The following is a 22,520-nucleotide window of genomic DNA, read 5'->3' as shown; positions in this document are numbered from 1 at the left end:
TCGAAGGTTACCCCACGCAGTCATGACCACCCGAGTCCTTACCGGCATCACCCCCTCCGGCACGCCCCACCTGGGCAACTACGTTGGCGCCATCCGTCCGGCAATCGCCGCCAGCCGCGCCCCGGGGATCGAGAGCTTCTTCTTCCTGGCCGACCTGCACAGCCTGATCAAGTCGCAGGACCCGCAGCGCACCCAGCGCGCGACCCTGGAGATCGCGGCCAGCTGGCTGGCCTGCGGCCTGGACCCGGAACACGTGTGGTTCTACCGCCAGAGCGACATCCGCGAGACCACCGAGCTGATGTGGTTCCTGACCGCCATCGCCAGCAAGGGCATCCTCAACCGCGCACACGCCTACAAGGCGGCGGTGGACAAGAACCGCGAGGAAGGCGTGGACGAGGATGCAGGCGTCAGCGCCGGCCTGTTCATGTACCCGGTGCTGATGGCCGCCGACATCCTGATCTTCAAGGCCAACAAGGTGCCGGTGGGCCGCGACCAGATCCAGCACATCGAAATGGCGCGCGACTTCGCCCAGCGCTTCAACCACGTGTACGGCAAGGAGTACTTCCCGCTGCCGGACGTGGTGATCGACGAGCAGGTGGCAACGCTGGCCGGCCTCGACGGCCGCAAGATGAGCAAGAGCTACCACAACACCATTCCGCTGTTCGTGCCGCGCGAGGAGCTGAAGAAGCTGGTGTTCTCGATCCTGACCGACTCGCGCGCACCGGGCGAGCCGAAGGACACCGAGGGCTCTGCGCTGTTCCAGATGTACCAGGCGTTCGCCACCCCCGAACAGACCGCCGAATTCGCCAAGGCGTTCGCCGCCGGCATCAGCTGGGGCGATGCCAAGCAGCAGCTGTTCGAGCGCATCGACATCGAGCTTTCGCCGCTGCGCGAGCGCTACAACGCGCTGATGGCCGAGCCGGAAAAGATTGAAGCGCTGCTCAAGCGCCGTGGCCAGCAGCTGCGCGAGCAGCTGGCGGCACCGCTGCTGGAAGAGCTGCGCCATGCGGTGGGCCTGCGCGACCTGTCCACTGCGGGCGACATCGCCAGCGAGGACGCCGGCGGGGCCCGCGTGGCACCGCCGCTGTTCAAGCAGTACCGCGAGAAGGACGGCCGCTTCTACTTCAAGCTGACCGCCGGTGACGGCACGCTGCTGATCCAGAGCGAAGGCTTCGATTCGCCGCGCGATGCCGGCCAGCTGATCGCGGTGATCAAGCAGGCCGAGCAGGGCGACCAGCTGCAGAGCGAGCTGTTCAAGCTGGAAGCCGAGGTGGACGCCGTGCTGGCTGCGCTGGCCGTGCTGCGAGCCGACTGATCGGTAGATGCCGACCTTGGTCGGCGCCGTTGAAGGGCGGATGCCGGCCAGCGGCCGGCACTACCGTGGTACATCGCGCGTGGCATGATGTCCACGCGCCTCCGGCGCGATGACATGGAGTCTGCGATGGCCTGGTTGTCGCTGCTGCTGTTCCTGCCCTGGTTCCTGCTGCTGGGCGGCCTGTACTGGCTGTTCCCGCGCCAGCCGCGCACCCCGCGGCGGCGTCTGTTCGATGGCATCACCCTGCTGCTGGCCTTCGCGCTGAGCATCCTGTCGATGCTGTGGGGCTATCGCATTGGCATGGCACAGCCCGGTGCCGGCCCGATCTGGCCGCAGGTGCTGGCGGTGCTGTACGCCTACGGTGCGTTCCTGGCAGTGCTGGTAATGGCCCTGCTGCTGCGGCCGCGCTGGCTGGTCCGATAACCGCGCCTTTGTAGAGTCGAGCTTGCTCGACTGGATGTGTACCGCAGTCGAGCAAGCTCGACTCTACCGAAGTGCGCCTCCGACCAAAGCCGCATCGAACCCGGGCCGCCTGCGCGCCTACCATGAGGGTCTGTTCCCGTTCCTGCCAGGTGCGTGCCGATGACCGCCGACCCCAGCATCCACACCATCGATACCGGCTTCCAGCGTCCGGATTTCGATGCGGCCTATCTGATCGTTGAAAACGGCCGCGCCGCGTTCGTTGACTGCGGCACCGGCCTGTCGGTGCCGGCGATGCTGCAGGCGCTGGCGGACGCCGGCCTGGGCGTGGAGGCGGTGGACTGGCTGCTGCTCACCCATGTGCACCTGGACCACGCCGGCGGCGCCGGCCTGCTGATGCAGCAGCTGCCGAATGCCAGGGCGGTCCTGCACCCGCGTGGTGCGCCGCACATGATCGACCCGACCCGGCTGATTGCCGGTGCCACGGCGGTGTACGGTGCCGAGGAAATCGCGCGCAGCTACGGCCGCATCGAGGCGATTCCGGAGACGCGCGTGGTGGTGGCCGAAGACGGCCACCGCATCGATCTGGCCGGCCGCGAGCTGCTGCTGTTGCATACGCCCGGGCATGCGCTGCACCACTACTGCGTGTGGGACGCGCGCAGCCGCAGCTGGTTCACCGGCGATACGTTCGGCATCTCCTACCGCGAGCTGGACAGCGCGCAGGGCGCTTTCATCTTCCCCACCTCGTCGCCGGTGCAGTTCGATCCGGAGGCGATGAAGGCCTCGATCCGGCGCATGCTGGGCTACACGCCGCAGGCGATGTACCTGACCCACTATGGTCGCGTCGAGCAGGTGCAGAAGCTGGCCGACGATCTGTTCGAACAGATCGATGCGATGGCCACCATCGGCCGCCAGTGCGATGGCCGGCCCGACCGCCATCGCTGCCTGCTGGCCGCGCTGCAGGCGCTGTACCTGGAACGCGCGCAGCAGCATGGTTGCGCGCTGGATGAGGCTGCCGTGACTGCGGTGCTGGCGATGGACATCGAACTCAACGCACAGGGCCTGGCCTGCTGGCTGGACCGCGTCCGCAGGTAGATCCACGCCATGCGTGGATGAGGCGAGCCAACGCTGCACCGCGACGTCATGACCACGTTACACTCTGGTGACTTCCAAGCCTGCCGTGGTATTGCCGTGAATCCGATGCGCGTGTTGCTGCTGTCGTCCTGCCTGTTCGTGGGTGGCCTGGCTCAGGCGGCCAATGACCTGCCCGGCGGCGGCATCGATCCGCAGGCACTGTCGCGCCATGTGCGCGTGCTGGCATCGGATGAATTCGAGGGCCGCGCGCCGGCCACCGAAGGCGAAGAGCGCACGGTGCAGTACCTGATCGAGCAGTTCCGCAGTTACGGCCTGCAGCCGGGCGGCGTGGACGGCAGCTGGGTACAGCCGGTGCCGCTGGTGCGTGCGCAGCTGGGCGGCGCTGCCAAGGCCAGCCTGTCGCTGAAGGGTGGCAAGCGTGCACTGGTGAACGGCGAGGACGTGACCCTGCAGAGCCTGCAGCCGCGCAAGCGCGTGCAGATCAAGGATGCGCCGCTGGTGTTCGTCGGCTACGGCATCGACGCGCCGGAACGCCACTGGAACGACTACAAGGACGTGGACCTGCACGGCAAGATCGCCGTGGTGCTGATCAACGATGCCGATTTCGAGGCCGATGCGCCGGGCGCGTTCGATGGCAAGGCGGTGACCTACTACGGCCGCTGGACCTACAAGTTCGAGGAAGCCGCGCGCCGTGGCGCCGAAGGCGTGCTGATCGTGCACGAGACCGCGCCGGCCGCCTACGGCTGGGCCACGGTGAAGAGCTCGGGGACCTCGCCGCTGTTCGACATCGAGCGCGGCCAGGCCGAGGCGATGGCCCAGCACACGCCGCTGCGTGGCTGGATGCAGCGCGAACTGGCCGAGGCGATCTTCGCCGACGCCGGTCTCGATTTCGATGCCGAGAAGCGCAAGGCGATGCGCGCCGACTTCCGTCCGGTGGCGCTGGACAACGCCAAGCTGAGCGTGGATTTCGCGCTCAAGCGCGAGCAGGTGGTGACCCGCAACGTGGTGGCCAAGCTGCCCGGCGGCGAGCATGGCGACGAGGCGGTGATCTTCTCTGCGCACTGGGATGCCTTCGGCATCGGCCAGCCCGACGCCAAGGGTGACCGCATCCGCCGCGGCGCGATCGACAACGCCACCGGCGTGGCCACCGTGCTGGAGCTGGGCCGCGTGTTTGCCGCCGGCCCGCAGCCGCAGCGCACGCTGTACTTCGTGGCGCTGACCGCCGAAGAGAAGGGCCTGCTGGGTGCCAGCTACTACGCCGCGCATCCGCTGGCGCCGCTGGATAAGACCGCCGCGGTGCTGAACATCGAGATGTTCAGCCCGGACGGCCCGACCCGCGACATCGCGTCGTGGGGCAAGGGCCGGGTGTCGCTGGAAGGCGACCTGGAACGCGTGGCCAAGGCCCGCGGCCGCAGCTACAGCCCGGACCCGAACCTGGAGGCGGGCTTCTTCTACCGCGCCGACCACTTCGCCTTCGCCCGCCTGGGCGTGCCGGCGATCACCATCGGCCCGGGCCTGGACAAGCTGGATGGTGGCGTGGAAGCCGGCCGCGCGCTGCGCGAGAAGTACTTCGCCGACTGCTACCACCAGGCCTGCGATGCCTGGACCCCGAGCTGGGACCCGGGCGGCCACGCCGCCGATACCCTGCTGGTCTACGACCTGGGCGCGGAGCTGGCCAACAGCCGCCGTTGGCCGACCTGGGAAAAGGAATCGGAGTTCCGCGGCGCGCGCGACAAGAGCGAAGCCGCTCGCCGCTGAGGTCGTGCCGGCCGCTGGCCGGCAACCTCATGAACCTTCGGAAAGACGGCGTGGTTGCCAGCCAGCGGCCTGCACTACCGTCGCTGGCGCAGCAGCTTCCATGCGCCCCAGCCACTGACGGCGAGCGCGGCCAGATAACACGCCACCATCGTGCGCAGGCCAACCTGCGACCCGGCGTTGATGCCGCGATGCAGGCGCAGCTGCAGCGAGCTGTGGCCGCTGCCCAGGTCCACCGCCAGCTGCAGCGCCAGCGCGGCGCAGAACACCAGCAGGGCGATCCCGAAGCCGATGCGCGGCCACGATGCCTGCGCGCCGGGACGGCGCAGCAGCCAGGCCAGTGCCGTGGCGGCCGCCAGCGCCGCCGCGATCCACATCAGTGGCGAGGCGGCAGACGCAGCGGCCACCGGCATTGCACCGGTGGCCGCGATCACTACAGCGCCCTTACTTGCGGGTGCCGTCGAGCCAGTTCGGGCCCTTGTTGGTGAGGAAGAACACATAGACCACCAACGATACCGCGATCGTCGCGGTGACATAGATGGCGAACCAGTCGACGTGGCCGGTCTTCAGCGCACCCTGGTACAGCAGCGGGGCGGTGCCGCCGAACAGCGAGTTGGCCAGTGCATAGCCCAGGCCCACGCCCAGTGCACGCACGTGGGTGGGGAACAGTTCGGCCTTCACCACCGCGTTGATCGAGGTGTAGCCGGTGAGGATGACGAAGGCCATGGCCAGGGTCAGGAAGGCCAGGGTGGCGTCATGCTGGTGCGGCAGCTGGGTGATCAGGTACCAGCTGTACAGCACGCCGCCGACGCCGAAGAACACCAGCAGGGTCTTGCGGCCGATGATGTCCGACAGCCAGCCACCGACCGGCTGCAGCACCATCAGGAACGTCAGCACGCCCAGGTTGATCAGGGTGCCGGTCATCGGGTCGTTGCCGGCGAAGGCGCTCTGGATCATCTTCGGGCCGTTCACCGAGTAGGTGTAGAAGGCCACGGTGCCACCGGCGGTGATCAGGAAGCACAGCAGCAGCGGCCGCCACTGGTGCACGAACAGTTCGTACATCGAGCCGGACTTCTGTGCCTTGCCTTCGCGCGCGGCCTCGATGGACGACTCCGACAGCGACTCGTCCATGCCCCGGCGCAGCCAGAACACCACCACCGCGGCGATACCGCCGATGCCGAAGGCGATGCGCCAGCCCCATTCGGAGATTTCCGGCTTGCCCCAGAAGGTCAGCATCAGCAGCAGGGTCAGCTGGGCCAGCACATGGCCACCGACCAGGGTGACGTAGTGGAACGAGGACAGGAAACCGCGGCGGCCGGGAATGGCGGCCTCGGACATGTAGGTGGCACTGGCGCCGTACTCACCGCCGGTAGCGAAGCCCTGCAGCAGGCGCGCGAACAGCAGGATGACCGCCGCCCAGATGCCGATGCTGGCCGCGGTGGGCGTGATCGCGATGAGGAAGGAACAGACGGCCATCAGGGTGACCGATACGGTCAACGCCAGGCGGCGGCCGTGGCGGTCGGCGAAGCGGCCGAAGAACCAGGCGCCGATCGGGCGCATCAGGAACGTGGCGGCGAAGATCGCCCAGACGTACATGGTGGAGTTCTTGTCGTCCGGCGAGAAGAACTGCGATTCGAAGTACACGGCGAACACCGAGTACACGTAGACGTCGTACCACTCCACCAGGTTGCCGGCAGAGCCTTTGAGGGTGTTGGAGATCGACCGCCGCAGGGCGGCGCGGTCGTTTGCGGGGACAGCAGGTTGGGACGTGGTGCTCATCTGGGTGGGAATCCTCGATGCGGCGCGTCCGTGCGCAGGGAAAACGGCGCCCGGCCTTGGGGCGGCGCGGCCGGGCAGCCCTCTTGGTACTGCATCGACCGTCAACACGGGGTAGCAGACCAGAGCAGGGTGCATGGATGGATGACAGCGTGCCACCGTACGGGCGCACGGACCATACTCAAAACGTCCTAGAATCCGCCTTCTCCCGGATTCCTGGTGCGTCATGTCGGCTCCCCCCTCTCCGTCTGCGGCTGCCCCCCGGGGTGGCCTTGTCGCGCTGGCACTGCTGCTGGTCTACGTGGTCTGGGGCTCGACCTACCTGGGCATCGCCAAGGCCCTGCACGGCGGCGCGCTGCCGCTGACGATGGTTTCCGGCAGCCGCTTCATCATTGCCGGCGGGGTGATGTACCTGGCGCTGCGCCTGTTCTGGAAGCTGCCCAGGCCGACCCTGCGGCAGTGGCGCAACCTGGTCATCATGGGGGTGACCATGCTGGTGCTGGGCAACGGCATGGTGGTGCTGGCCGAGCGCGAGGTGTCCTCGGGCCTGGCGGCCACGGCGGTGGCCTCGGTGCCGCTGTGGATGGCGCTGTTCTCGGCGCTGCGCGGCCAGCATGCCAGCCGCGGCGAGTGGCTGGGTATCGCCATCGGCTTCCTGGGCGTGGTCTGGCTCAATGCCGGCAGCAGCCTGACCGCATCGCCGACCGGGCTGGTGCTGCTGCTGATCGCACCGGTCGGCTGGGCGTTCGGTTCGGTATGGGCGCGCGGCCTGGACCTGCCGGGCCCGTTCATGACCGCGGCCGGGCAGATGATCTGCGGCGGCGTGCTGCTGGTGCTGATCGGACTGGCAGTGGGCGAGCGCCCGACCACCTTGCCCGACACCAGCGGCCTGCTGGCGATGGCCTACCTGTGCGTGTTCGGTTCCATCGTCGCGTTCACCGCCTACGTATGGCTGCTGCAGAACGTGCGCCCGGCGCTCGCGGGCAGCTACGCGTACGTCAATCCGGTGATCGCGGTGCTGCTGGGCGCGCTGCTCAACGGTGAACGGTTCGGCTGGCGTGACCTGCTGGCCATGGCGGTGATTCTTCTGGGCGTGGTGGTGTTGACGATGGCAAGGACGCGAAAGCAATGAGAATGGACGAGAAAGAACAACGCCGGGGCCTGCTGGTCACCGCGTCCACCTTCGTGATCTGGGGCCTGGTGCCGGTGTACTGGCACCTGCTCAACGAAGTGCCTTCGTTCCAGATCATTGCCCACCGCATCATCTGGAGCACGGTGATGGTGCTTGGCTGGCTGCTGATCAGCTCGCGCCTGGGGTGGTGGAAGAAGATTGCGGCGCAGCCACGCGCGCTGCCGATCCTGCTGGTATCGAGCCTGACCATTGCCTTCAACTGGGGCCTGTACATCTGGGCGGTCAATGCCGGGCATGTGATCGAGACCAGCCTGGGCTACTTCATCAATCCGCTGGTGAACGTGCTGCTGGGCGTGCTGGTGCTGAAGGAACGCCTGCGCCGCCTGCAGTGGGTGGCGGTGGCGATGGCGGCGGTGGGCGTGGCCTGGCTGACCATCGATGCCGGCACGCCGCCGTGGATCGCGCTGGGCCTGGCCTGTTCGTTCGGCCTGTACGGGCTGCTGCGCAAGCTGGTCTCGGTCGATCCGGTGGCTGGCCTGGGCGTGGAGAGCCTGTACCTGTTCCTGCCAGCACTGGCGTTCGCGATCTGGGCCGAGAACGGTCATGGCGGTGCCTTCTTCCATGGCTGGGGCTGGCGCAACGACCTGCTGCTGATCTTCGGCGGCGCGGTCACGGCGGTACCGCTGATCGGCTTTGCCTACGGCGTGAAGCGCATCCCGCTGTCGCTGGTCGGCATCCTGCAGTACATCGCGCCGAGCCTGCAGCTGCTGCTGGGCGTGTTCTTCTTCCACGAAGGATTCGATACCGGCAAGGCGATCGGCTTTGCGGCGATCTGGGCCGGCCTGGTGCTGTTTGTCGGTGACAACATCCGCACGATGCGTGCTGCGAAACGATAACGCCGGGCCAGGCCCGGCGAACACGATGCAGCAAAAAAGAACGGCGCCCCGAAGGGCGCCGTTCTGCTTCCATCCACCGCCAGGAGAGAGAGATGGCGGTGGCGGGAACGCGGGTGCAGGCTTAGAAGCGCTGCTGGTACTTCATGTACATGAAGCGGCCGATGTCGAAGCCACCGTAGTAGGTGAAGCTGCTGTTCGGCTGGCTGTACATGGTCGGACCCTGGTGGTTGAACACGTTGTTCACGCCCAGCGACACGGTGCCATCCCACGGCAGGCTGTAACGCACCTGCAGGTCGTGGAAGGTGTTGGAGCCCACCTTGTTGGTCGGCGAGGTGCTGGTGTACGGCGAGTTGAAGTCCGGCAGGTTGCACTCGTCCATGTACGAGCACTTCTCCTTCATGCTGGAGTAGTAGCGCGCGGTCCAGCCGATGCCGAAGTCGCCGTACTGCCAATCCAGGTTGAAGGTGGAGCGCACGCGGAAGTCGCCGCCCCAACCCGTACGCTGTTCCACCGGAGTGGTGACGGCGTTGTCGTTGCGCTGCTCCAGGTAGTCGGTGTAAGTGGTGTTCCAGTTGACGGCGAACTTGCCGAACGTGGTGTCCGGCAGGCGGTAGCGCAGGTTGATGTCATAGCCGGCGGTCTCGCGGAAACCGGCGTTGACCAGCGAGCGGTCCAGGCTGTTGACCTGGCCGTTGCTGCCGCGGGTGAAGCGGCCGCAGGCGGCGTCCGAACCCTGCACGTAGCACTGCTCCAGCAGGTTGGTGGCCGACTCGCCGACGATGGCGTTGTTGATACGGATCTTCCACCAGTCCAGGCTGACGTCCAGGCCTGGCACGAAGTCCGGGCTGTACACCAGGCCGACGGTCCAGGTCTTGGCGGTTTCAGGCTTCAGTTCCGGGTTGGAACCGGAGCTGAAATCGGTGGTGGCCTGCTGGCCGGGCTTGGTGGCCACGCTGCCATCGCTGTTGAGCTGGCGGAAGTTGGCCGGCACCTTCAGCGCCTGGCAACGGGCGGCGACGGCGGCGCTGGTGGCGGCGGTACCGAAGGAGGTATCGCACGGATCAGTGAACGCGTCGCGGCTGCTGACGGTGCCGCCGTACAGATCTTCCACGGTGGGCGCACGGAAGCCGGTGCCGTAGGTGGCGCGCACCAGCAGGCTGTCGATCGGCTTCCACTTCAGCCCGAACTTGCTGTTGGTGGTCGAACCGAAGTTGTTGTAATCCGAGTAGCGACCAGCCACGTCCAGCGACAGTTCACGCGCGAACGGCAGGTCGGCCAGCAGCGGCACCTGCAGCTCCAGGTAGACCTCGTTGAGCGAGTAGCTGCCACGGGTCGGCTGGCCACTGGTGCCGGCGATCTCGCCCTTCTGCACCTTCGCATCCGGGGTGTAGCTGGCTTCTTCGCTGCGGTGTTCGACGCCCAGCGCGGCCAGGATGTCGCCGGCGGGCAGGGTGAACAGCGAGCCGGAGATGTTGCCGCTGGCGACCTTGGTGGTGCTCTGCATCTTGTCGACGAAGCGGGTGAACAGGTAGTCCTGCACGTCCTGGTTGCTCAGCGAGCCCGGGCCGGTGTAGCCCATCGGCGCTGCCGGGTTCCACGGCACGCAGCCGGCGATCACCGCGCCCGGCGTACCGCAACGGGCCACGTCGCCATCCATGAAGGACGGGCCGACGGCCAGGTTGACGTGCGGCTGGTACATGCTGCCGGTACCGATGCGCTCGCCTTCATTGCGGTTGTACATGTAGCTGACGTTCCAGTCCCAGTACCGCGAACCGGTTTCGAAGCTGCCTTCCAGGCCGATGCTGGCGCGCTTGGTTTCCAGGTTGTTCTCGGTGCCGCGCGGCAGTTCCTCGGTGCGGTGTGCGAACAGCACATCCTGGCCCCACAGGTTGAATGCGCTGTCCTTGGACAGCGCGGCGCGGCTGCCGCTGCGTGCCTGCGCGGCGCTCACCGAGTACGGGTAACCGGCCAGGTGCTTGATCGACTCGCGCTTGCTGTACAGCGCGTCGGCGACGATGCGCAGGTCGTCGGTGATCGAGAAGCCACCGTTGGCGAACACCGAGGTGCGCTCAAGGCCGGTCTGCAGGCTCATGTTCGACTTGGTGTTGGCACCGTCGGCCGGGTCTGGCGCGTGGAAGTTGCCCGCCTTGCTGGGGTCGCCGCCCGGGCCCACGGTCAGGTTCTTGCCACCCACGGTGACGTAGCCCCACGGGGTGTTGCCGTTCAGGCCATCATTGGGGTGGCGCGGGCCGTTCGGGTAACGGCTGAACTCGCGATCCTTGCCCAGCACCTCGTCTTCCTTGGTGCGCTCGGCGCCGACGCTGAACCAGCCGCGGTCGAAGGTCTTGCCGAAGGTGGCGCTGTAGGAGCGCTTCTGGCCGTCGCCTTCGCCGTACTGGCCGACGTAGGCACTGGCCTGGCCGCCATCGAAGTTCCTGCGGGTGATGATGTTGACCACGCCGGCAATGGCATCGGAGCCGTACAGCGCGGAGGCACCGTCGGTCAGCACTTCAACGCGCTCGACAATCGCCGACGGGATCGAGGCCAGGTCGGAATAACCGCCGGCACTGACGCCCATGCGGCGGCCGTCGATCAGCACCAGGCTGCGTTCCGGGCCCAGGTTGCGCAGGCTGACGTACATGCCGCCGAAGTCGCGCGAGGAGGTCAGCGACGAGGCGCGGCTCATGCTGGGCGCGCCTGCTGCAGGAATGTCCTGCAGGATGTCGGCGACGTTGACGTAGCCCTTCTTGTCGATCTCGGCGCGGCTGAGCGCGATCACCGGCTGTGCAGTTTCGACACTGGCCTGGCGGATGCGCGAGCCGGTGATTTCGATGCGATCGAGGTTGGTGGTGGTATCGCCGGCGCTCTGCGCAAAGGCGGGGGTGGTGCAGCTGGCGGCCAGCGCGATCACGATCGCGTTGCGCGGCGGAGTGGTTTTCAGGGACATCCGTGACATCTCGTGTTTCAGGAAAAACAAGCGCCCGTTCTGTGGGCGCGTGGGGTGCTGCAAACCAACGTGGGGGGCCGGATTCTAGAGTGTTTCCATCGGTAACTGTTTGCCTCCGTGCTGCTACATGCGTGCGAAAATGAATCGCAACCAACAATCCACAGATGCACTGTGCGCAACGTCACGCGTGCTGCGTTTGCGATGGGCAGAGGCATCGATAGCGGCACGAAGCCGGCACGCTTGAGGGGTTGCGACAACACGCCGCAGTGCGCGCTTGCATGCAGGCGCGCATCCGTTGCGATGCATCTGCCTGCATGAAATGCTCTTCGCGTTGACGTCGAAAGTGGGAGATGAAGGAATGATCCAGCTCGAAGAAGCTCGCCGTCGCGTCGAGGCTGTACTTGCCAGCGACGAAGAGCCGGTTGCCATCACGCATGAGCAGGAAGTGGTCGAAGGCTGGCTGTTCTGCTTCCAGTCGCTGCGCTACCTGCAATCCGGCGAAATCCCGGATGCGTTGGCCGGCAATGGCCCGATCTTCGTCGACCGGCATACGGGCGAGCAGCACGCGCTGGGCACGGCGTATCCGCCGGAGGACGCCCTTCGCCAGCACCTGGCCTCGCACGCCCCGCCGTCTGATGCCGCGGTGTTGGATTGCTGAGTTCGGCAACGAAAAAGGGACGGAGCCTCCGCTCCGTCCCTCTGCGCGATGCGCATTCCATCGCTGCGTGATGCTCAGGTTTCGCGCAGTGCCGTGGTGATCGGCAATCGCGCCGCGCGCAGCGCCGGGAACAGGCCGCCGACCAGGCCGATGCCCAATGCCCATTTCAGGCCCGTCCACAGCAGTTCCGGCGACACATGGAACTTGAACACCACCGCGCTGAAATTGCTGCCGATGGTGGACACGCTGTAGCCGTTGAACAGCAGCCACGCCACCGCGCAACCGAGCAGGCCGCCGAGCAGGGCCAGCAGCATCGTCTCCAACATCACCGCGGTCACCACCGGCAGGCCACGGAAACCGATCGCACGCATGGTGGCGATCTCGCGCGCACGCGTGGCCACGGCGGCATACATGGTGTTGAGTGCACCGAACACCGCACCCACCGCCATGATCGTGCCGATCACCTTGCCGAGGATGTCGATCAGCTTGGTCAGCCCGCCGCCCTGCTTGCTGTAGTAGACGCGGGTGGTTTCCACGTCCAGCTTCAGCCGCGGGTCGGCGGCAACGGCGGCCTTGAACTGCTCGAAGCCGGCCTTGCCATCGGTACGCACGCTGATCGACTGCCACGCACTGCGCTGGTAGGTGGTGGCCAGCGTATCGGCATCGGTCCACAGTTCCGAATCATGCGCATCGCCGGTGGCGAACACGCCGACCACGGTCCAGGTCTGGTTGCCCAGCGTCAGCGTCCTGCCGACATCCATATCGCGGAACTGGCCGCGCGCGCCCTGGCCGACCACGATCTCGCGCAGGCCAGCGGCGAACCGGCGCCCTTCGATGATCTTGACCTTGTCATGCACGGCCCACGCCTGCGGGCCGACACCACGGAACTGCGCGTTGACGTCGGTGCCATCGGCCTTCGACACCAGGTTGACCACCTGCGACAGCTCCGGCGACAGCAGTGGCCGGCCCTGTGCATCACGGCTGATGCCGGGCAGCGTGGACAGCGTGGGTACCTGCTCGCGGGTGATCACCGAGTTGGTCTCGGCCTGCGAACCGCCGCGCAGCACGATGGCGGTGGTGTCGTCGCCGGTGTTGTTGAGCGTGGCCTGGAAGCCTTCGCCCATCGCCAGCATCGCCACCAGCACGCCGACCACGCCGGCGATGCCGACCACGATCACCGAGGAGGCGCCCCAGCGCTGCGGCAGGCTGGCCACACCGATGCGGGTGGCGGCCAGCGCCAGCCGTCCGCCGCGGGTCAACAGCAGCCACAGCGCCACCAGTATCGCCACGGCCAGTACGCCGATCCACGGCAGGCTGATCCACAGCACCAGGCCGATCACCAGCAGCAGCACGGTCAGCGCGTTGCCCAGCCACTTCTTGAGTTTGCTCTTGAACATGTCGGTGTCCTCCTCAGCGGCCGGCCAGTGCGTCGACGATCTTCAGGCGCTTGGCACGCAGCGCCGGCAACAGCCCGACGATGATGCCGATCACCACGATCAGGCCCAGCCCCATCAGCCAGGTCGGCGTCGGCACGTGCGGTGGCAGCATGCCCATGCTCTTCGGGCTGATCGCGGGCAGCACCAGTGCGGCCAGGCCCATGCCGATCAGGCCGCCGAGGCCGATCAGCAGCACCGACTCCACCATCACCAGGGTCAGCACGGTGCTGTCCCTGAAGCCCAGCGTCTTCAGCGTGGCCAGTTCCGGCACACGCTCGCGCACCGCCTGCGCCATGGTGTTGCCGGTCAGCAGCAGCAGGGTGAAGAACACCGCACCCATGATCGAGGTGACGATCATGCCGATGTCGGCGAACTGCTTGACGAAGGCCTGCTGGAACGCCGACTCGGTCTGGGTCTTGGTCTCGTGGTCGGAGTTGGCCGAGATCGCATCGATGGCCTGCGCCACCCGCGAGGAGTGGTCGGGATTGTCCAGCGTCACCGTATACCAGCTCACCTGGTTCTTGATGTAGTCGTTGGATTCATCGAAGTACTTCCAGTTCATCATCAACTGGCGTTCTTCGTTGGCGGCCAGCGCACGATCCTTGGAGCGGTAGATGCCCTTCAGTTCCAGGGGCCAGTCATTGCTGCCGCCGCGCGGGAAGATCGTGGCCTGCAGCGGGATGGTGTCACCGATCTTCCAGCCGAACTGCTTGGCCAGGGTTTCGCCGACGATGGCGCCGGTGCGGGTCTGCTTCCAGTCTTCCAGCTGCGCCGGGTCGATCTGCAGCTCGCGGTACACGTCGAAGTAGTTGGGCGACACCGAGAAGTTCGGGAAGAAGTTCTTCGGATCCTGGTAGATGCCGCCGAACCACATGCCGTAGGCCACATCACGTACGCCGGCGACCTGGCGGATCTGGGTCTCCAGGCGGATCGGCAGCGACTGGGTGATCGACAGCCGCGAGGCCACCACCAGCCGGTTGGCCCCTTCCACGCTACCGCCGGAATTGAAGGCCACGCGCACCGAGTCGAGCATGCCGAACAGCAGGAACGCGGCCACCACCGAGAGCAGGGTCAGCAAGGTACGTGTGCGGCTGCGGAACAGCTGCGCCCACACCAATGAAAAGTACTTCATCGCGATGGCCTCCGTCAGTGGGCCAGCGGGGCGTCGGCCAGCTCGCCCTTGTCCAGGTGCACCGTGTGGGTGGCGTACTCGGCCGCCTTCGGGTCATGGGTGACCATGATGATGGTCTTGCCGTGCTCGCGGTTGAGCTGCTGCAGCAGGCCCAGGATCTCTTCGGCGGACTGGCGGTCGAGATCGCCGGTCGGTTCGTCGCAGATCAGGAAGGTCGGGTCGGAGACGATCGCGCGGGCGATCGCCACGCGCTGCTGCTGGCCGCCGGACAGTTCATTCGGGCGGTGGCTGCGGCGGTCGGCCAGGCCAACCAGGGTCAGTGCGATCTCCGCATTGCGCTTGCGCTGCGCGGCGCTGAGGTGGGTCAGCAGCAGCGGCAGCTCGACGTTCTTCTGCGCGGTCAGCATCGGCATCAAGTTGTAGAACTGGAACACGAAGCCGACGTGGTGGCTGCGCCAGGTCGACAGCTGGCCGCCGCTCATCTGGTCGATGCGCTCGCCTTCGATGCTGATCTCGCCGCCGCTGGGGTTGTCCAGGCCGCCGATCAGGTTGAGCAGGGTGGTCTTGCCCGAACCGGACGGGCCCATCAGCGCGACGAAGTCGCCGCGCGCGATGTCCAGGTCGATGCCGTGCAGCACCTGCACTTTCTCGGGGCCACGCTGGTAGGTCTTGGTGATGTTGCGCAGTGAAACCAGGGTCGACATGGGTGGTTCTCCACGGAAGGCGGGAAACGGGGCACTGCGCCCGCGGTGGCCGCGGGCGTGCGTCGAGCGGTGCTGCCGGCGGCGCGCGGGGGCGCCAGGCCGTTACTGCGCTTGTTTCTGTTGCACCTTGGCGCCATCGCGCAGGGTCTCCGGTGGATTGACTACCACCGACTCGCCCGCGCTGACGCCCTTGAGGATCTGGCGGTCCTTGCCCATCGCCTGGCCGGCCTCGACCGTGCGCTGCTGCACGCGGCTGTCATCGCCCAGCACGAAGGCGACCGTGCTGCTTTCACGCTGCACCACCGCACCGGACGGCACGCGCACACCCTGCGGCGTGCTGGCGGCCTGCGGCTGTGCCTGTTCCAGGAAGCTGACCCGCACGCCCATCTCCGGCACGATGCGCGGGTCCTTCACCTTCAGCGCCACGCGCACCTTCACCGTGGCCTTGCCGCGGTCGGCGGTGGGAATGATGGCGATCACCTCGCCCGGAATCTTCCACTCCGGGTAGGCGTTGAGCGTGGCTTCCACCGGCATCTTCGGCTGCACGCGGCCGATGAAGGCCTCGCCGACCTCGACCTCGATCTCCAGCGAATCCATGTCGACGATGGTGCCGATGCCGGTACGGGTGAAGCCGCCGCCGGCCGACAGCGGCGAGACGATTTCGCCCGGTTGCGCCGCCTTGGCGGTGACCACGCCGGAGAACGGCGCGCGCACCACGTTGTTGTCCACGCCGAGGTCGGCGATGGCCAACTGGTCATGGGCGACCTTGACGTTGCGCTGCGCGGTGTCGAGCTGGGCGCGCAGGCTGTCACGCTGGGCCACGGCCTGGTCGTACTGCGAGCGCGACACCAGCTGCTGGCCGACCAGCGCCTGCAGGCGGCTGGCTTCAGCCGCGGCCTGCTTCTGCTGCGCCTCCAGCCCGGCCACCTGGCTGCGCGCGGCCTGCAGCTGCGAGGCATACAGGCTGCGCTGCGCGTCGGCATCGATCGGGTCCAGCGTGGCCATGATCTGGCCCTGCTCCACGCGCATGCCTTCCTCGATCATTACCTCGCGCACCTTGCCGGTGATCTTGGCCGAGACCGTGGCCATGCGCCGGGCAACCACGTAGCCGCTGGCGTCGAGCACCGAACTGCTGGCGCTGCCCTGCTGGATGGCCACGGCAGGCGCGGTTTCCACTTCCACGGCCGGCGTGCGGCCGAACAGGAAGGCGACGGCAGCGGCAATCAGCAGCACCACCACGATGATCGCGATCCACAGCCAGCGGCGGCCACCGCCATTGCCGCCGGAGGCAGTCGGCGGCGATTTGCGGTCGATACGGAGTTCCTTCAACAGCTCGGCAGAAGCGTTCATTCGTTCCATCACAGGCATTCGGGCGGGTGTGGCCGGAAGAGCGGACGGCGGCGGTTCCGGCGAGGGAGCGTGCGGCACAGCATGAAGGCAGGTACGGCGATGATGGCAGTGACAGCTGTCATCCGATGACACTGACGGCGGCAACTGCGAAACGTGACCACGGCGGCACAGGATGGCAACGTCCCCGCTACCGGTACCGCCCATGGATCCGATCGCCCCGTCGCTGGCCCGCCTGCAGCAGGTGCAGGTGCGCTATCGCGACCATACCGCCCTGCATGGCATCGACCTGCAGGTCCGCGCTGGCCAGGTGCTGGCATTGCTGGGCCGCAACGGTGCTGGCAAGAGTACCGCGATCAGCGTGTTGTTGGGCCTGCGCCGGGCCGATGCCGGCGAGGTCGAGCTGCTCGGCGGCGACCCGCAGCAGCGCACCAGCCGACTGGGCCTGGGCGTGATGCTGCAGAGCACCAGCCTGCCGCCGATGCTGCAGGTGGACGAGCTGGTGGCGCAGGCCAGCGCCTGCTATCCCGACCCCATGCCCTTGCCGGAGGTGCTGCAGCGCGCCGGCCTGCAGGCGCTGGCGCGGCGCCGTTACGGCCAGCTGTCCGGCGGCCAGCAGCGTGCCGTGCAGTTCGCCATCGCGATCTGCGGCCGCCCGCGCGTGCTGTTCCTGGACGAGCCGACCACCGGCCTGGACATCCAGGCGCGGCAGACCATGTGGCAGGCGATCCGGCAGCACGTGGCCGAGGGCTGCGGCGTGCTGCTGACCACCCATTACCTGGAGGAGGCCGAAGCGCTGGCGCAGCAGGTGGTGGTGCTGGAGCAGGGCCGGGTACTGGCCGACGCGCCGCTGGCCGAACTGCGCCTGGCCGACCGGCCGCGCCGCATCCGCTGCCGCAGCACGCTGCTTGCCGACGACGTGCGGCAGTGGCCCGGCGTGCAGCAGGTGCAGCGCGAGGGCGAGCGCCTGCAGCTGCTGGCCAGCCCGGCCGAGCCGGTGGTGGCGCGCCTGCTGGCCGCCGACGCACAGCTGTGCGAGCTGGAAGTACAGGGCGCGGCGCTGGCCGACGCTTTCCTCGACATGACCCGGGAGGCCGCATGAACACCCTGATCCGTACGCCTGCAGCCGCGCGCCCGGGATGGCGCCGCGTCCTGCGGCCCTACGCCGCTGAACTGCAGGCCGAGCTGCGCCGCGCCTGGCGCACGCCCGCGTTCGCGGTGCCGTCGCTGCTGTTCCCGGTGCTGTTCTACCTGCTGTTCGGCGTGCTGCTGGGGCGGGGTCATGCGCCGCTGTACCTGCTGGCCACCTACTGCGTGTTCGGCGCGATGGCGCCGGCCCTGTTCGGTTTCGGTGTGCAGCTCGCGCTGGACCGCGAAGGCGGCCTGCTGACCCTCAAGCGCGCGCTGCCGATGCCGGCGGCGGCACCGCTGCTGGCACGGCTGGCGATGGCTGTGATGTTCGCGCTGCTGGTGGCCGCGTTGTTGATCGGCGTGGCGCGCGTGCTGGGCGGCGTGTACCTGCAACCCGCGCAGGTGCTGCAGCTGCTGGCGGTGGCCGGCCTGGCCGCGCTGCCGCTGGGGGCAATCGGCCTGCTGATCGGCAGCCATGTCAGCGCCAGTGCAGCGCCGGCGATGGTCAACCTGGTCTACCTGCCGCTGGCCCTGCTGTCGGGGCTGTGGCTGCCGCTGTCGGCGCTGCCTGCGCTGTTCTCGACGCTGGCACCGCTGTGGCCGACCTGGCATCTGGCGCAGCTGGCGCTGCCGGTGGTCGGGCTGCCGTCGGCGGGCAGCATCGGCGGCCATCTGCTGGTGCTGCTGGCGGTGACCGTGGTGGCGTTGCTGCTGGCGCGCCGCCGCCTGCGTCGGATCGGCTGAACTGGCATGATCGGCAACGTTCGTCCCCGCCTGGATCCTCCCGTGTCGTCGAGCTGGCTTGCGTCCCTGCTGCGCCCTGCGCCGGATTCGGCGGTGGCCGAACTGCTGCGACGTGGCAAGTCGCCCTGGAGCGGAGCGATCCACCTGCTGTGGTCGGTATGGATCTTCCTCACCCCGGTGCTGGGCAATGGCTTCACGCTGCGCTGGCTGCTGCTGACCCTGGTCAGCTATCCGCTGTTCCTGCTGCTCTACGCCAGGGTGATGCTGTCGCCACGGCACCATGGGTGGCGCTATGCGCTGGGCATGATCGTGCTGGCGCTGGTACTGCTGCCCTGGTACCCCTCGGGACTGAGCTACTTCGTGTTCGGCTGCGTGATGATCCGCATGAGCGGGCGCAGCAGCTGGTGGGCGTACCTGCTGCAGCTGACCGGGCTGAACCTGCTGTTCTGCGGCACCGCGCTGTACTTCGGCTATCCGTGGCAGGCCATGGTGTGGATGCCGGCGGTGTCGTTCATTGTCGGGCTGGTGGTGAACGTGGAGGCCCTGAGCCAGCAGCGCGACGTTGCCCTGCAGCTGTCGCAGGACGAAGTACGGCGGCTGGCGACCACCGCCGAGCGCGAACGCATCGGCCGCGACCTGCATGACCTGCTCGGCCACACCCTGTCGCTGATCACGTTGAAGCTGGAGCTGGCGCGCAAGCTGCACGACCGTGGCGATGCGCGCGCGCGGCAGGAGATCGGCGAGGCCGAGGCGATCGCCCGCGAGGCGCTGGCACAGGTCCGTAGTGCGGTGACCGGCATCCGCGCCAGTGACCTGGCCGGCGAGCTGGCTTCGGCGCGCCTGCTGCTGGAATGCCAGCAGGTGCACCTGCAGTACGCGACGCCGCCACCGATGCCGGTGGACGTGGAACGCGGACTGGCGCTGGTGCTGCGCGAAGCGGCAACCAATATCGTGCGCCATGCGCAGGCGACCCGGGTGCAGGTGGATTTCATGCTTGAGGAACGACAGTTGGCGATGCAGATACGCGATGACGGGCGCGGTGGCGTGCAGGCCGAGGGCAATGGACTGTGTGGCATGCGCGAACGGGCGGCGGCGCTGGGGGGCCAGTTGACGCTGCAGTCTCCGCGCGGAGAAGGCACGGTGCTGACCGTGCGCGTGCCGCTGGTGGCCGCCAGTACGCCGTTGCCGCCGGCGTCATTGGCGCCGGGCGGTGCGGCATGATCCGCATCCTGCTGGCCGAAGACCAGGCGATGGTACGGGGTGCGTTGTCGGCGCTGCTGGGGCTGGAGCCTGATATCGAGGTACTGGGCAGCGCCGCCGACGGCGAAGCCGCATGGCGGATGCTGCAGCAGCTGAAGCCGGACATCCTGGTGACCGACATCGAGATGCCTGGCCTGTCCGGGCTGGAACTGGCGCAGCGCATCGCCCGCCATGAATTGCCGATCAAGGTGGTGATCGTGACCACCTTCGCCCGTGCCGGCTTCCTGCGTCGCGCGTTGGAAGCCGGCGTGCTGGGCTACCTGTTGAAGGACGCACCGGCCGAGAACCTGGCCGACGCGCTGCGCAAGGTGAACCAGGGCATCCGCGCGATCGACCCGCAGCTGGCGCTGGATGCATGGTCGCAGGCCGACCCGCTGACCGACCGCGAGCGCCGGGTGCTGCGGCTGGCGGGCGAGGGCCGCACGGCCAGCGAGATTGCCGAGCAGCTGGGGTTGTCGCACGGCACGGTGCGCAATTACCTGTCCGAGTGCATCGGCAAGCTGGGCGTGGCCAATCGCATCGAGGCGTATCGGCTGGCGCGGCAGAAGGGGTGGTTGTAGGGGATCATTTCCGCGACCGCGGTGGGGTGTCACTTTCTTTGCTCGTGCAAAGAAAGTAACCAAAGAAACACGCCGCCGGGCCGCGAGCCGGTGCTACGCACCGGTGCCCTGCGCTTCTCGGGAAATCAGGGGACGGCGCCGAACTCGCTGCGCTCAGACACCGGCGCCTCTTCGCCCCTGATTCCCCTGCGATGCTCGGCTCGCTCAAGGCGGACCCAAGGTCAAATGCCACAGCTGCGCCCAGTGGAACCACGTCATGGTGGATGCCGTTGCCGTTGATCTTGACCTTCCAGTCCGCCTTCAAGCGAGCCGAGCACCGCAGGTCCGGCGAGGGCGAAGAGGTGCGGGTGTCTGAGCGCAGCGAGTTCCCGCGACGTCCCTCGACGGACCGAGGAGCGCAGGGCACCGGCGTGCGAAGCACGCCGGCTCGCGGCCGGCGGAGCGTTTCTTTGGTTACTTTCTTTGCGCGCAAAGAAAGTAACACCCCACCGCGGTCGCGGGAACGACCAGCCGGGAACTCCCGGCGAACCCGATCAATCCTTCCCGCGCGCCATCGCCTGGAACACCCCATCACGCCGCACCCACAGGTGGAACAGCGCCGCCCCCACGTGCATCAGCACCGTGGCGAACAACACGTAGGCCAGCAGGCTGTGCGCGTTGCGCAGCGCGGCATACAGCGCCGGGGTGTGCGGCACGATCGGCGGCAGGTGCAGGCCGCCCCACAGCACGATCGGGTACCCCCCGGCCGACAGCATCGCCCAGCCGATCAGCGGCATCGCCAGCATCAGCGCGTACAGCATCCAATGCGACGCCTTGGCTGCCATCACCTGCCACACCGGCAGATCGGCCGGCAGCGGCGGCGGGCGATGGCGCAGCCGGTTGTACAGGCGCAGCAGCACCAGCAGCAGGATCGCGATGCCCAGTGGACGGTGCAGGTCGATCAGCACCGGACGCAGATGCAGCGAGGCGACCATGGTCACGCCGATGAACAGCATGGCGATGATCATCAGCGCCATGGACCAGTGCAGCACCCGCGCCAGCAGGTTGAAGTGGCCATTGCCGGTGCTCATCGTGCGGCCTCCTTCGGTTGCTCCACATGGCCGCTGGCGCGCTCGCGTTCGCGGCGGTTGAACGACTGCGAATACACCGCCGAGCGTGCGGCCAGGATCGGATCGTCGCTGCCGCGCACGCCGCTGGGCAGGATCAGCGGATCGAAGTTGATCTGTCCGCAGGCGCCTTCTTCCTGCGACTGCATGCGGTCCAGGCTGAGCACGCCGGCCACCACCTGTTCACGCGACTCGGGCCACGCGACCGACGGATCATCGATGGCATCGCCGGGCTCGGCGGTGCTGACAACCAGGTTCCAGCGTACCGGACCGCTGGCCAGGCGCTGCTGCAGTTCCTGGCTGAGGAAATCGACGCTGGCCTGCTTGCGCGTTTCGGCATCCATTTCCACCACCGGCGCCTGCGGCTGCCAGCGCCAGCGCACCGCGCGCTTCTGGCCCTGCGCGTTGGTGAACCAGAAGCTGTTGACGCTGTTGAAGGTGGTGTCGGCCCAGCTGCTGGTCCACGGTGCGGTCTTGGCCCATTGCTGGAAGGCCTGTGCACTGGGGTACTTCGCCAGCACGGCCGCCATCTTCTGCGGGTCGGGCTTGCCGGTGGCCGGGTCGGGAATGGAGGCGCGGGTCTGCTCGAAGAACGCCTCGGCATCGGGAACGGCGAAGAACGGGAAGCTGTTCATCGCCATGCGCCACTCCTGGCCGTCATCGCTGACCATCTGCACCGCCAGGCTGCGCACGCGCGCGGTGTTGTCGGCACCGTAGGGATCGCCGCCACCGATCGACAGCCGCCCCATCACCGGCACGCGCGGTTGCGAGAACACCCGTGCGCTGGACAGCGTCGGCGCCTGCGCGCTCGGTTCGAACCAGCCGCTCACGCAGATGCCCTTGCTGTGCGCACGGCGGAAGCCTGGATGCGCCGGGCCGGTGGCTTCGATGGTGTCGGTGAAGCGCTGCGCGGTCAGGCGGTTGCCGATCCAGCCGGCCAGCCAGGCGAAGGTCAGTGCGACGGCACCCAGGATGAGCGCGATCAGGGCGATCCAGAGCAGCGGCGAATGCCTGCGCGGTGCGCCTGGCGCCTGGCCGGCGCGGGTATAGCGGAAGAGCGACATGGTCGGGTTCCTGCCTTCACGGAGCGTGTGGGTGGTCGACCC

At 67.6% G+C, this 22,520-nt stretch carries 20 protein-coding genes; 11 read left to right on the top strand and 9 right to left on the bottom strand.

Going from position 1 to position 22,520, the window contains the following annotated elements; translation table 11 throughout:
- Positions 1-22 precede the first annotated feature (22 nt).
- From N440_RS18185 to N440_RS18170, 4 genes are all read left to right on the top strand, one after another.
- Complete coding sequence (locus N440_RS18185) at positions 23-1,315, top strand: tryptophan--tRNA ligase (RefSeq protein WP_133936096.1); 1,293 nt, start codon at positions 23-25, stop codon at positions 1,313-1,315.
- A gap of 126 nt (positions 1,316-1,441) precedes the next feature.
- Entirely contained in the window at positions 1,442-1,738 is a 297-nt protein-coding gene (locus tag N440_RS18180) for a hypothetical protein (protein ID WP_133936095.1), read from the top strand.
- 159 nt (positions 1,739-1,897) lie between these two features.
- Positions 1,898-2,830, top strand: coding sequence for an MBL fold metallo-hydrolase (locus N440_RS18175; RefSeq protein WP_133936094.1), 933 nt, complete (start codon positions 1,898-1,900; stop codon positions 2,828-2,830).
- Between the two features lie 105 nt (positions 2,831-2,935).
- Complete coding sequence (locus tag N440_RS18170; RefSeq protein ID WP_133936365.1) at positions 2,936-4,588, top strand: M28 family metallopeptidase; 1,653 nt, start codon at positions 2,936-2,938, stop codon at positions 4,586-4,588.
- A 74-nt stretch (positions 4,589-4,662) separates the two neighbouring features.
- Here N440_RS18170 and N440_RS18165 read toward each other — a convergent pair whose 3' ends face one another.
- Positions 4,663-4,998 (bottom strand): hypothetical protein, encoded by a 336-nt coding sequence (locus N440_RS18165; RefSeq protein ID WP_243831387.1) that lies wholly within the window; start codon positions 4,996-4,998, stop codon positions 4,663-4,665.
- 31 nt (positions 4,999-5,029) lie between these two features.
- Positions 5,030-6,364: an MFS transporter gene (locus N440_RS18160; protein ID WP_008265793.1), complete on the bottom strand. Its 1,335-nt coding sequence runs from the start codon at positions 6,362-6,364 to the stop codon at positions 5,030-5,032.
- A gap of 223 nt (positions 6,365-6,587) precedes the next feature.
- Here N440_RS18160 and yedA point away from each other — a divergent pair, with 223 nt between their 5' ends.
- Both yedA and rarD read left to right on the top strand, forming a co-directional pair.
- Complete coding sequence (gene yedA, locus N440_RS18155; protein ID WP_133936093.1) at positions 6,588-7,493, top strand: drug/metabolite exporter YedA; 906 nt, start codon at positions 6,588-6,590, stop codon at positions 7,491-7,493.
- On the top strand, positions 7,490-8,389 hold the full coding sequence (gene rarD / locus N440_RS18150) for an EamA family transporter RarD (protein WP_133936092.1): 900 nt from the start codon (positions 7,490-7,492) through the stop codon (positions 8,387-8,389). Before yedA ends, rarD begins: the two co-directional genes overlap by 4 nt.
- A gap of 121 nt (positions 8,390-8,510) precedes the next feature.
- On the opposite strand, the gene N440_RS18145 is transcribed toward rarD, so the two are convergent.
- The gene (locus tag N440_RS18145; RefSeq protein WP_133936091.1) at positions 8,511-11,336 is read right to left on the bottom strand and encodes a TonB-dependent receptor; all 2,826 of its coding nucleotides are present in this window, start codon (positions 11,334-11,336) and stop codon (positions 8,511-8,513) included.
- 358 nt (positions 11,337-11,694) lie between these two features.
- Between N440_RS18145 and N440_RS18140 the strand changes: the two genes are divergently transcribed.
- Positions 11,695-11,994 carry a YrhB domain-containing protein gene (locus N440_RS18140; RefSeq protein WP_133936090.1) on the top strand — a complete coding sequence of 100 codons (300 nt, stop codon included), beginning with the start codon at positions 11,695-11,697 and terminating at the stop codon, positions 11,992-11,994.
- 74 nt (positions 11,995-12,068) lie between these two features.
- Here the strand turns inward: N440_RS18140 and N440_RS18135 are convergent, their stop codons facing one another.
- The 4 genes from N440_RS18135 to N440_RS18120 form a co-directional block, all read right to left on the bottom strand.
- On the bottom strand, positions 12,069-13,391 hold the full coding sequence (locus tag N440_RS18135) for an ABC transporter permease (RefSeq protein ID WP_133936089.1): 1,323 nt from the start codon (positions 13,389-13,391) through the stop codon (positions 12,069-12,071).
- A gap of 13 nt (positions 13,392-13,404) precedes the next feature.
- Positions 13,405-14,562: an ABC transporter permease gene (locus tag N440_RS18130; RefSeq protein WP_004153798.1), complete on the bottom strand. Its 1,158-nt coding sequence runs from the start codon at positions 14,560-14,562 to the stop codon at positions 13,405-13,407.
- A gap of 14 nt (positions 14,563-14,576) precedes the next feature.
- Positions 14,577-15,266, bottom strand: coding sequence for an ABC transporter ATP-binding protein (locus N440_RS18125; protein ID WP_004153799.1), 690 nt, complete (start codon positions 15,264-15,266; stop codon positions 14,577-14,579).
- Between the two features lie 102 nt (positions 15,267-15,368).
- Positions 15,369-16,616, bottom strand: a complete 1,248-nt coding sequence (locus N440_RS18120) for an efflux RND transporter periplasmic adaptor subunit (RefSeq protein WP_133936088.1) — start codon at positions 16,614-16,616, stop codon at positions 15,369-15,371.
- 202 nt (positions 16,617-16,818) lie between these two features.
- Here N440_RS18120 and N440_RS18115 point away from each other — a divergent pair, with 202 nt between their 5' ends.
- Genes N440_RS18115 through N440_RS18100 form a run of 4 tightly spaced genes read left to right on the top strand, consistent with a single transcriptional unit; the run spans position 16,819 to position 20,308 of the window.
- Positions 16,819-17,715 carry an ABC transporter ATP-binding protein gene (locus N440_RS18115; protein WP_133936087.1) on the top strand — a complete coding sequence of 299 codons (897 nt, stop codon included), beginning with the start codon at positions 16,819-16,821 and terminating at the stop codon, positions 17,713-17,715.
- Positions 17,712-18,488 carry an ABC transporter permease gene (locus N440_RS18110; protein ID WP_133936086.1) on the top strand — a complete coding sequence of 259 codons (777 nt, stop codon included), beginning with the start codon at positions 17,712-17,714 and terminating at the stop codon, positions 18,486-18,488. Before N440_RS18115 ends, N440_RS18110 begins: the two co-directional genes overlap by 4 nt.
- 6 nt (positions 18,489-18,494) lie before the next feature.
- A complete protein-coding gene (locus N440_RS18105) occupies positions 18,495-19,709 on the top strand; it encodes a sensor histidine kinase (protein WP_133936085.1) in 1,215 nt (404 codons plus the stop codon).
- Positions 19,706-20,308, top strand: a complete 603-nt coding sequence (locus N440_RS18100) for a response regulator (RefSeq protein ID WP_008268231.1) — start codon at positions 19,706-19,708, stop codon at positions 20,306-20,308. Before N440_RS18105 ends, N440_RS18100 begins: the two co-directional genes overlap by 4 nt.
- A gap of 533 nt (positions 20,309-20,841) precedes the next feature.
- Here the strand turns inward: N440_RS18100 and N440_RS18095 are convergent.
- Together N440_RS18095 and N440_RS18090 are read right to left on the bottom strand one after the other, a co-directional pair.
- Complete coding sequence (locus N440_RS18095) at positions 20,842-21,378, bottom strand: cytochrome b (protein ID WP_004153827.1); 537 nt, start codon at positions 21,376-21,378, stop codon at positions 20,842-20,844.
- Positions 21,375-22,478 carry a catalase family peroxidase gene (locus N440_RS18090; RefSeq protein WP_133936084.1) on the bottom strand — a complete coding sequence of 368 codons (1,104 nt, stop codon included), beginning with the start codon at positions 22,476-22,478 and terminating at the stop codon, positions 21,375-21,377. The genes N440_RS18095 and N440_RS18090 overlap by 4 nt, the downstream gene beginning before the upstream one ends.
- Positions 22,479-22,520: the final 42 nt, after the last annotated feature.

The sequence above is a fragment of the Stenotrophomonas sp. CC22-02 genome (assembly GCF_004365115.1).
GTDB lineage: Bacteria > Pseudomonadota > Gammaproteobacteria > Xanthomonadales > Xanthomonadaceae > Stenotrophomonas > Stenotrophomonas forensis.
Note: the sequence above shows the minus strand (reverse complement) of the source record. Positions and strands in the feature narration are given on the sequence as shown.

Coding starts and splice junctions, on each gene's coding strand:
- N440_RS18185 (WP_133936096.1), top strand. CDS start 23: ATGACCACCCGAGTCCTTACCGGCATCACCCCCTCCGGCACGCCCCAC.
- N440_RS18180 (WP_133936095.1), top strand. CDS start 1,442: ATGGCCTGGTTGTCGCTGCTGCTGTTCCTGCCCTGGTTCCTGCTGCTG.
- N440_RS18175 (WP_133936094.1), top strand. CDS start 1,898: ATGACCGCCGACCCCAGCATCCACACCATCGATACCGGCTTCCAGCGT.
- N440_RS18170 (WP_133936365.1), top strand. CDS start 2,936: ATGCGCGTGTTGCTGCTGTCGTCCTGCCTGTTCGTGGGTGGCCTGGCT.
- N440_RS18165 (WP_243831387.1), bottom strand. CDS start 4,998: ATGCCGGTGGCCGCTGCGTCTGCCGCCTCGCCACTGATGTGGATCGCG.
- N440_RS18160 (WP_008265793.1), bottom strand. CDS start 6,364: ATGAGCACCACGTCCCAACCTGCTGTCCCCGCAAACGACCGCGCCGCC.
- yedA (WP_133936093.1), top strand. CDS start 6,588: ATGTCGGCTCCCCCCTCTCCGTCTGCGGCTGCCCCCCGGGGTGGCCTT.
- rarD (WP_133936092.1), top strand. CDS start 7,490: ATGAGAATGGACGAGAAAGAACAACGCCGGGGCCTGCTGGTCACCGCG.
- N440_RS18145 (WP_133936091.1), bottom strand. CDS start 11,336: ATGTCCCTGAAAACCACTCCGCCGCGCAACGCGATCGTGATCGCGCTG.
- N440_RS18140 (WP_133936090.1), top strand. CDS start 11,695: ATGATCCAGCTCGAAGAAGCTCGCCGTCGCGTCGAGGCTGTACTTGCC.
- N440_RS18135 (WP_133936089.1), bottom strand. CDS start 13,391: ATGTTCAAGAGCAAACTCAAGAAGTGGCTGGGCAACGCGCTGACCGTG.
- N440_RS18130 (WP_004153798.1), bottom strand. CDS start 14,562: ATGAAGTACTTTTCATTGGTGTGGGCGCAGCTGTTCCGCAGCCGCACA.
- N440_RS18125 (WP_004153799.1), bottom strand. CDS start 15,266: ATGTCGACCCTGGTTTCACTGCGCAACATCACCAAGACCTACCAGCGT.
- N440_RS18120 (WP_133936088.1), bottom strand. CDS start 16,616: ATGAACGCTTCTGCCGAGCTGTTGAAGGAACTCCGTATCGACCGCAAA.
- N440_RS18115 (WP_133936087.1), top strand. CDS start 16,819: ATGGATCCGATCGCCCCGTCGCTGGCCCGCCTGCAGCAGGTGCAGGTG.
- N440_RS18110 (WP_133936086.1), top strand. CDS start 17,712: ATGAACACCCTGATCCGTACGCCTGCAGCCGCGCGCCCGGGATGGCGC.
- N440_RS18105 (WP_133936085.1), top strand. CDS start 18,495: ATGATCGGCAACGTTCGTCCCCGCCTGGATCCTCCCGTGTCGTCGAGC.
- N440_RS18100 (WP_008268231.1), top strand. CDS start 19,706: ATGATCCGCATCCTGCTGGCCGAAGACCAGGCGATGGTACGGGGTGCG.
- N440_RS18095 (WP_004153827.1), bottom strand. CDS start 21,378: ATGAGCACCGGCAATGGCCACTTCAACCTGCTGGCGCGGGTGCTGCAC.
- N440_RS18090 (WP_133936084.1), bottom strand. CDS start 22,478: ATGTCGCTCTTCCGCTATACCCGCGCCGGCCAGGCGCCAGGCGCACCG.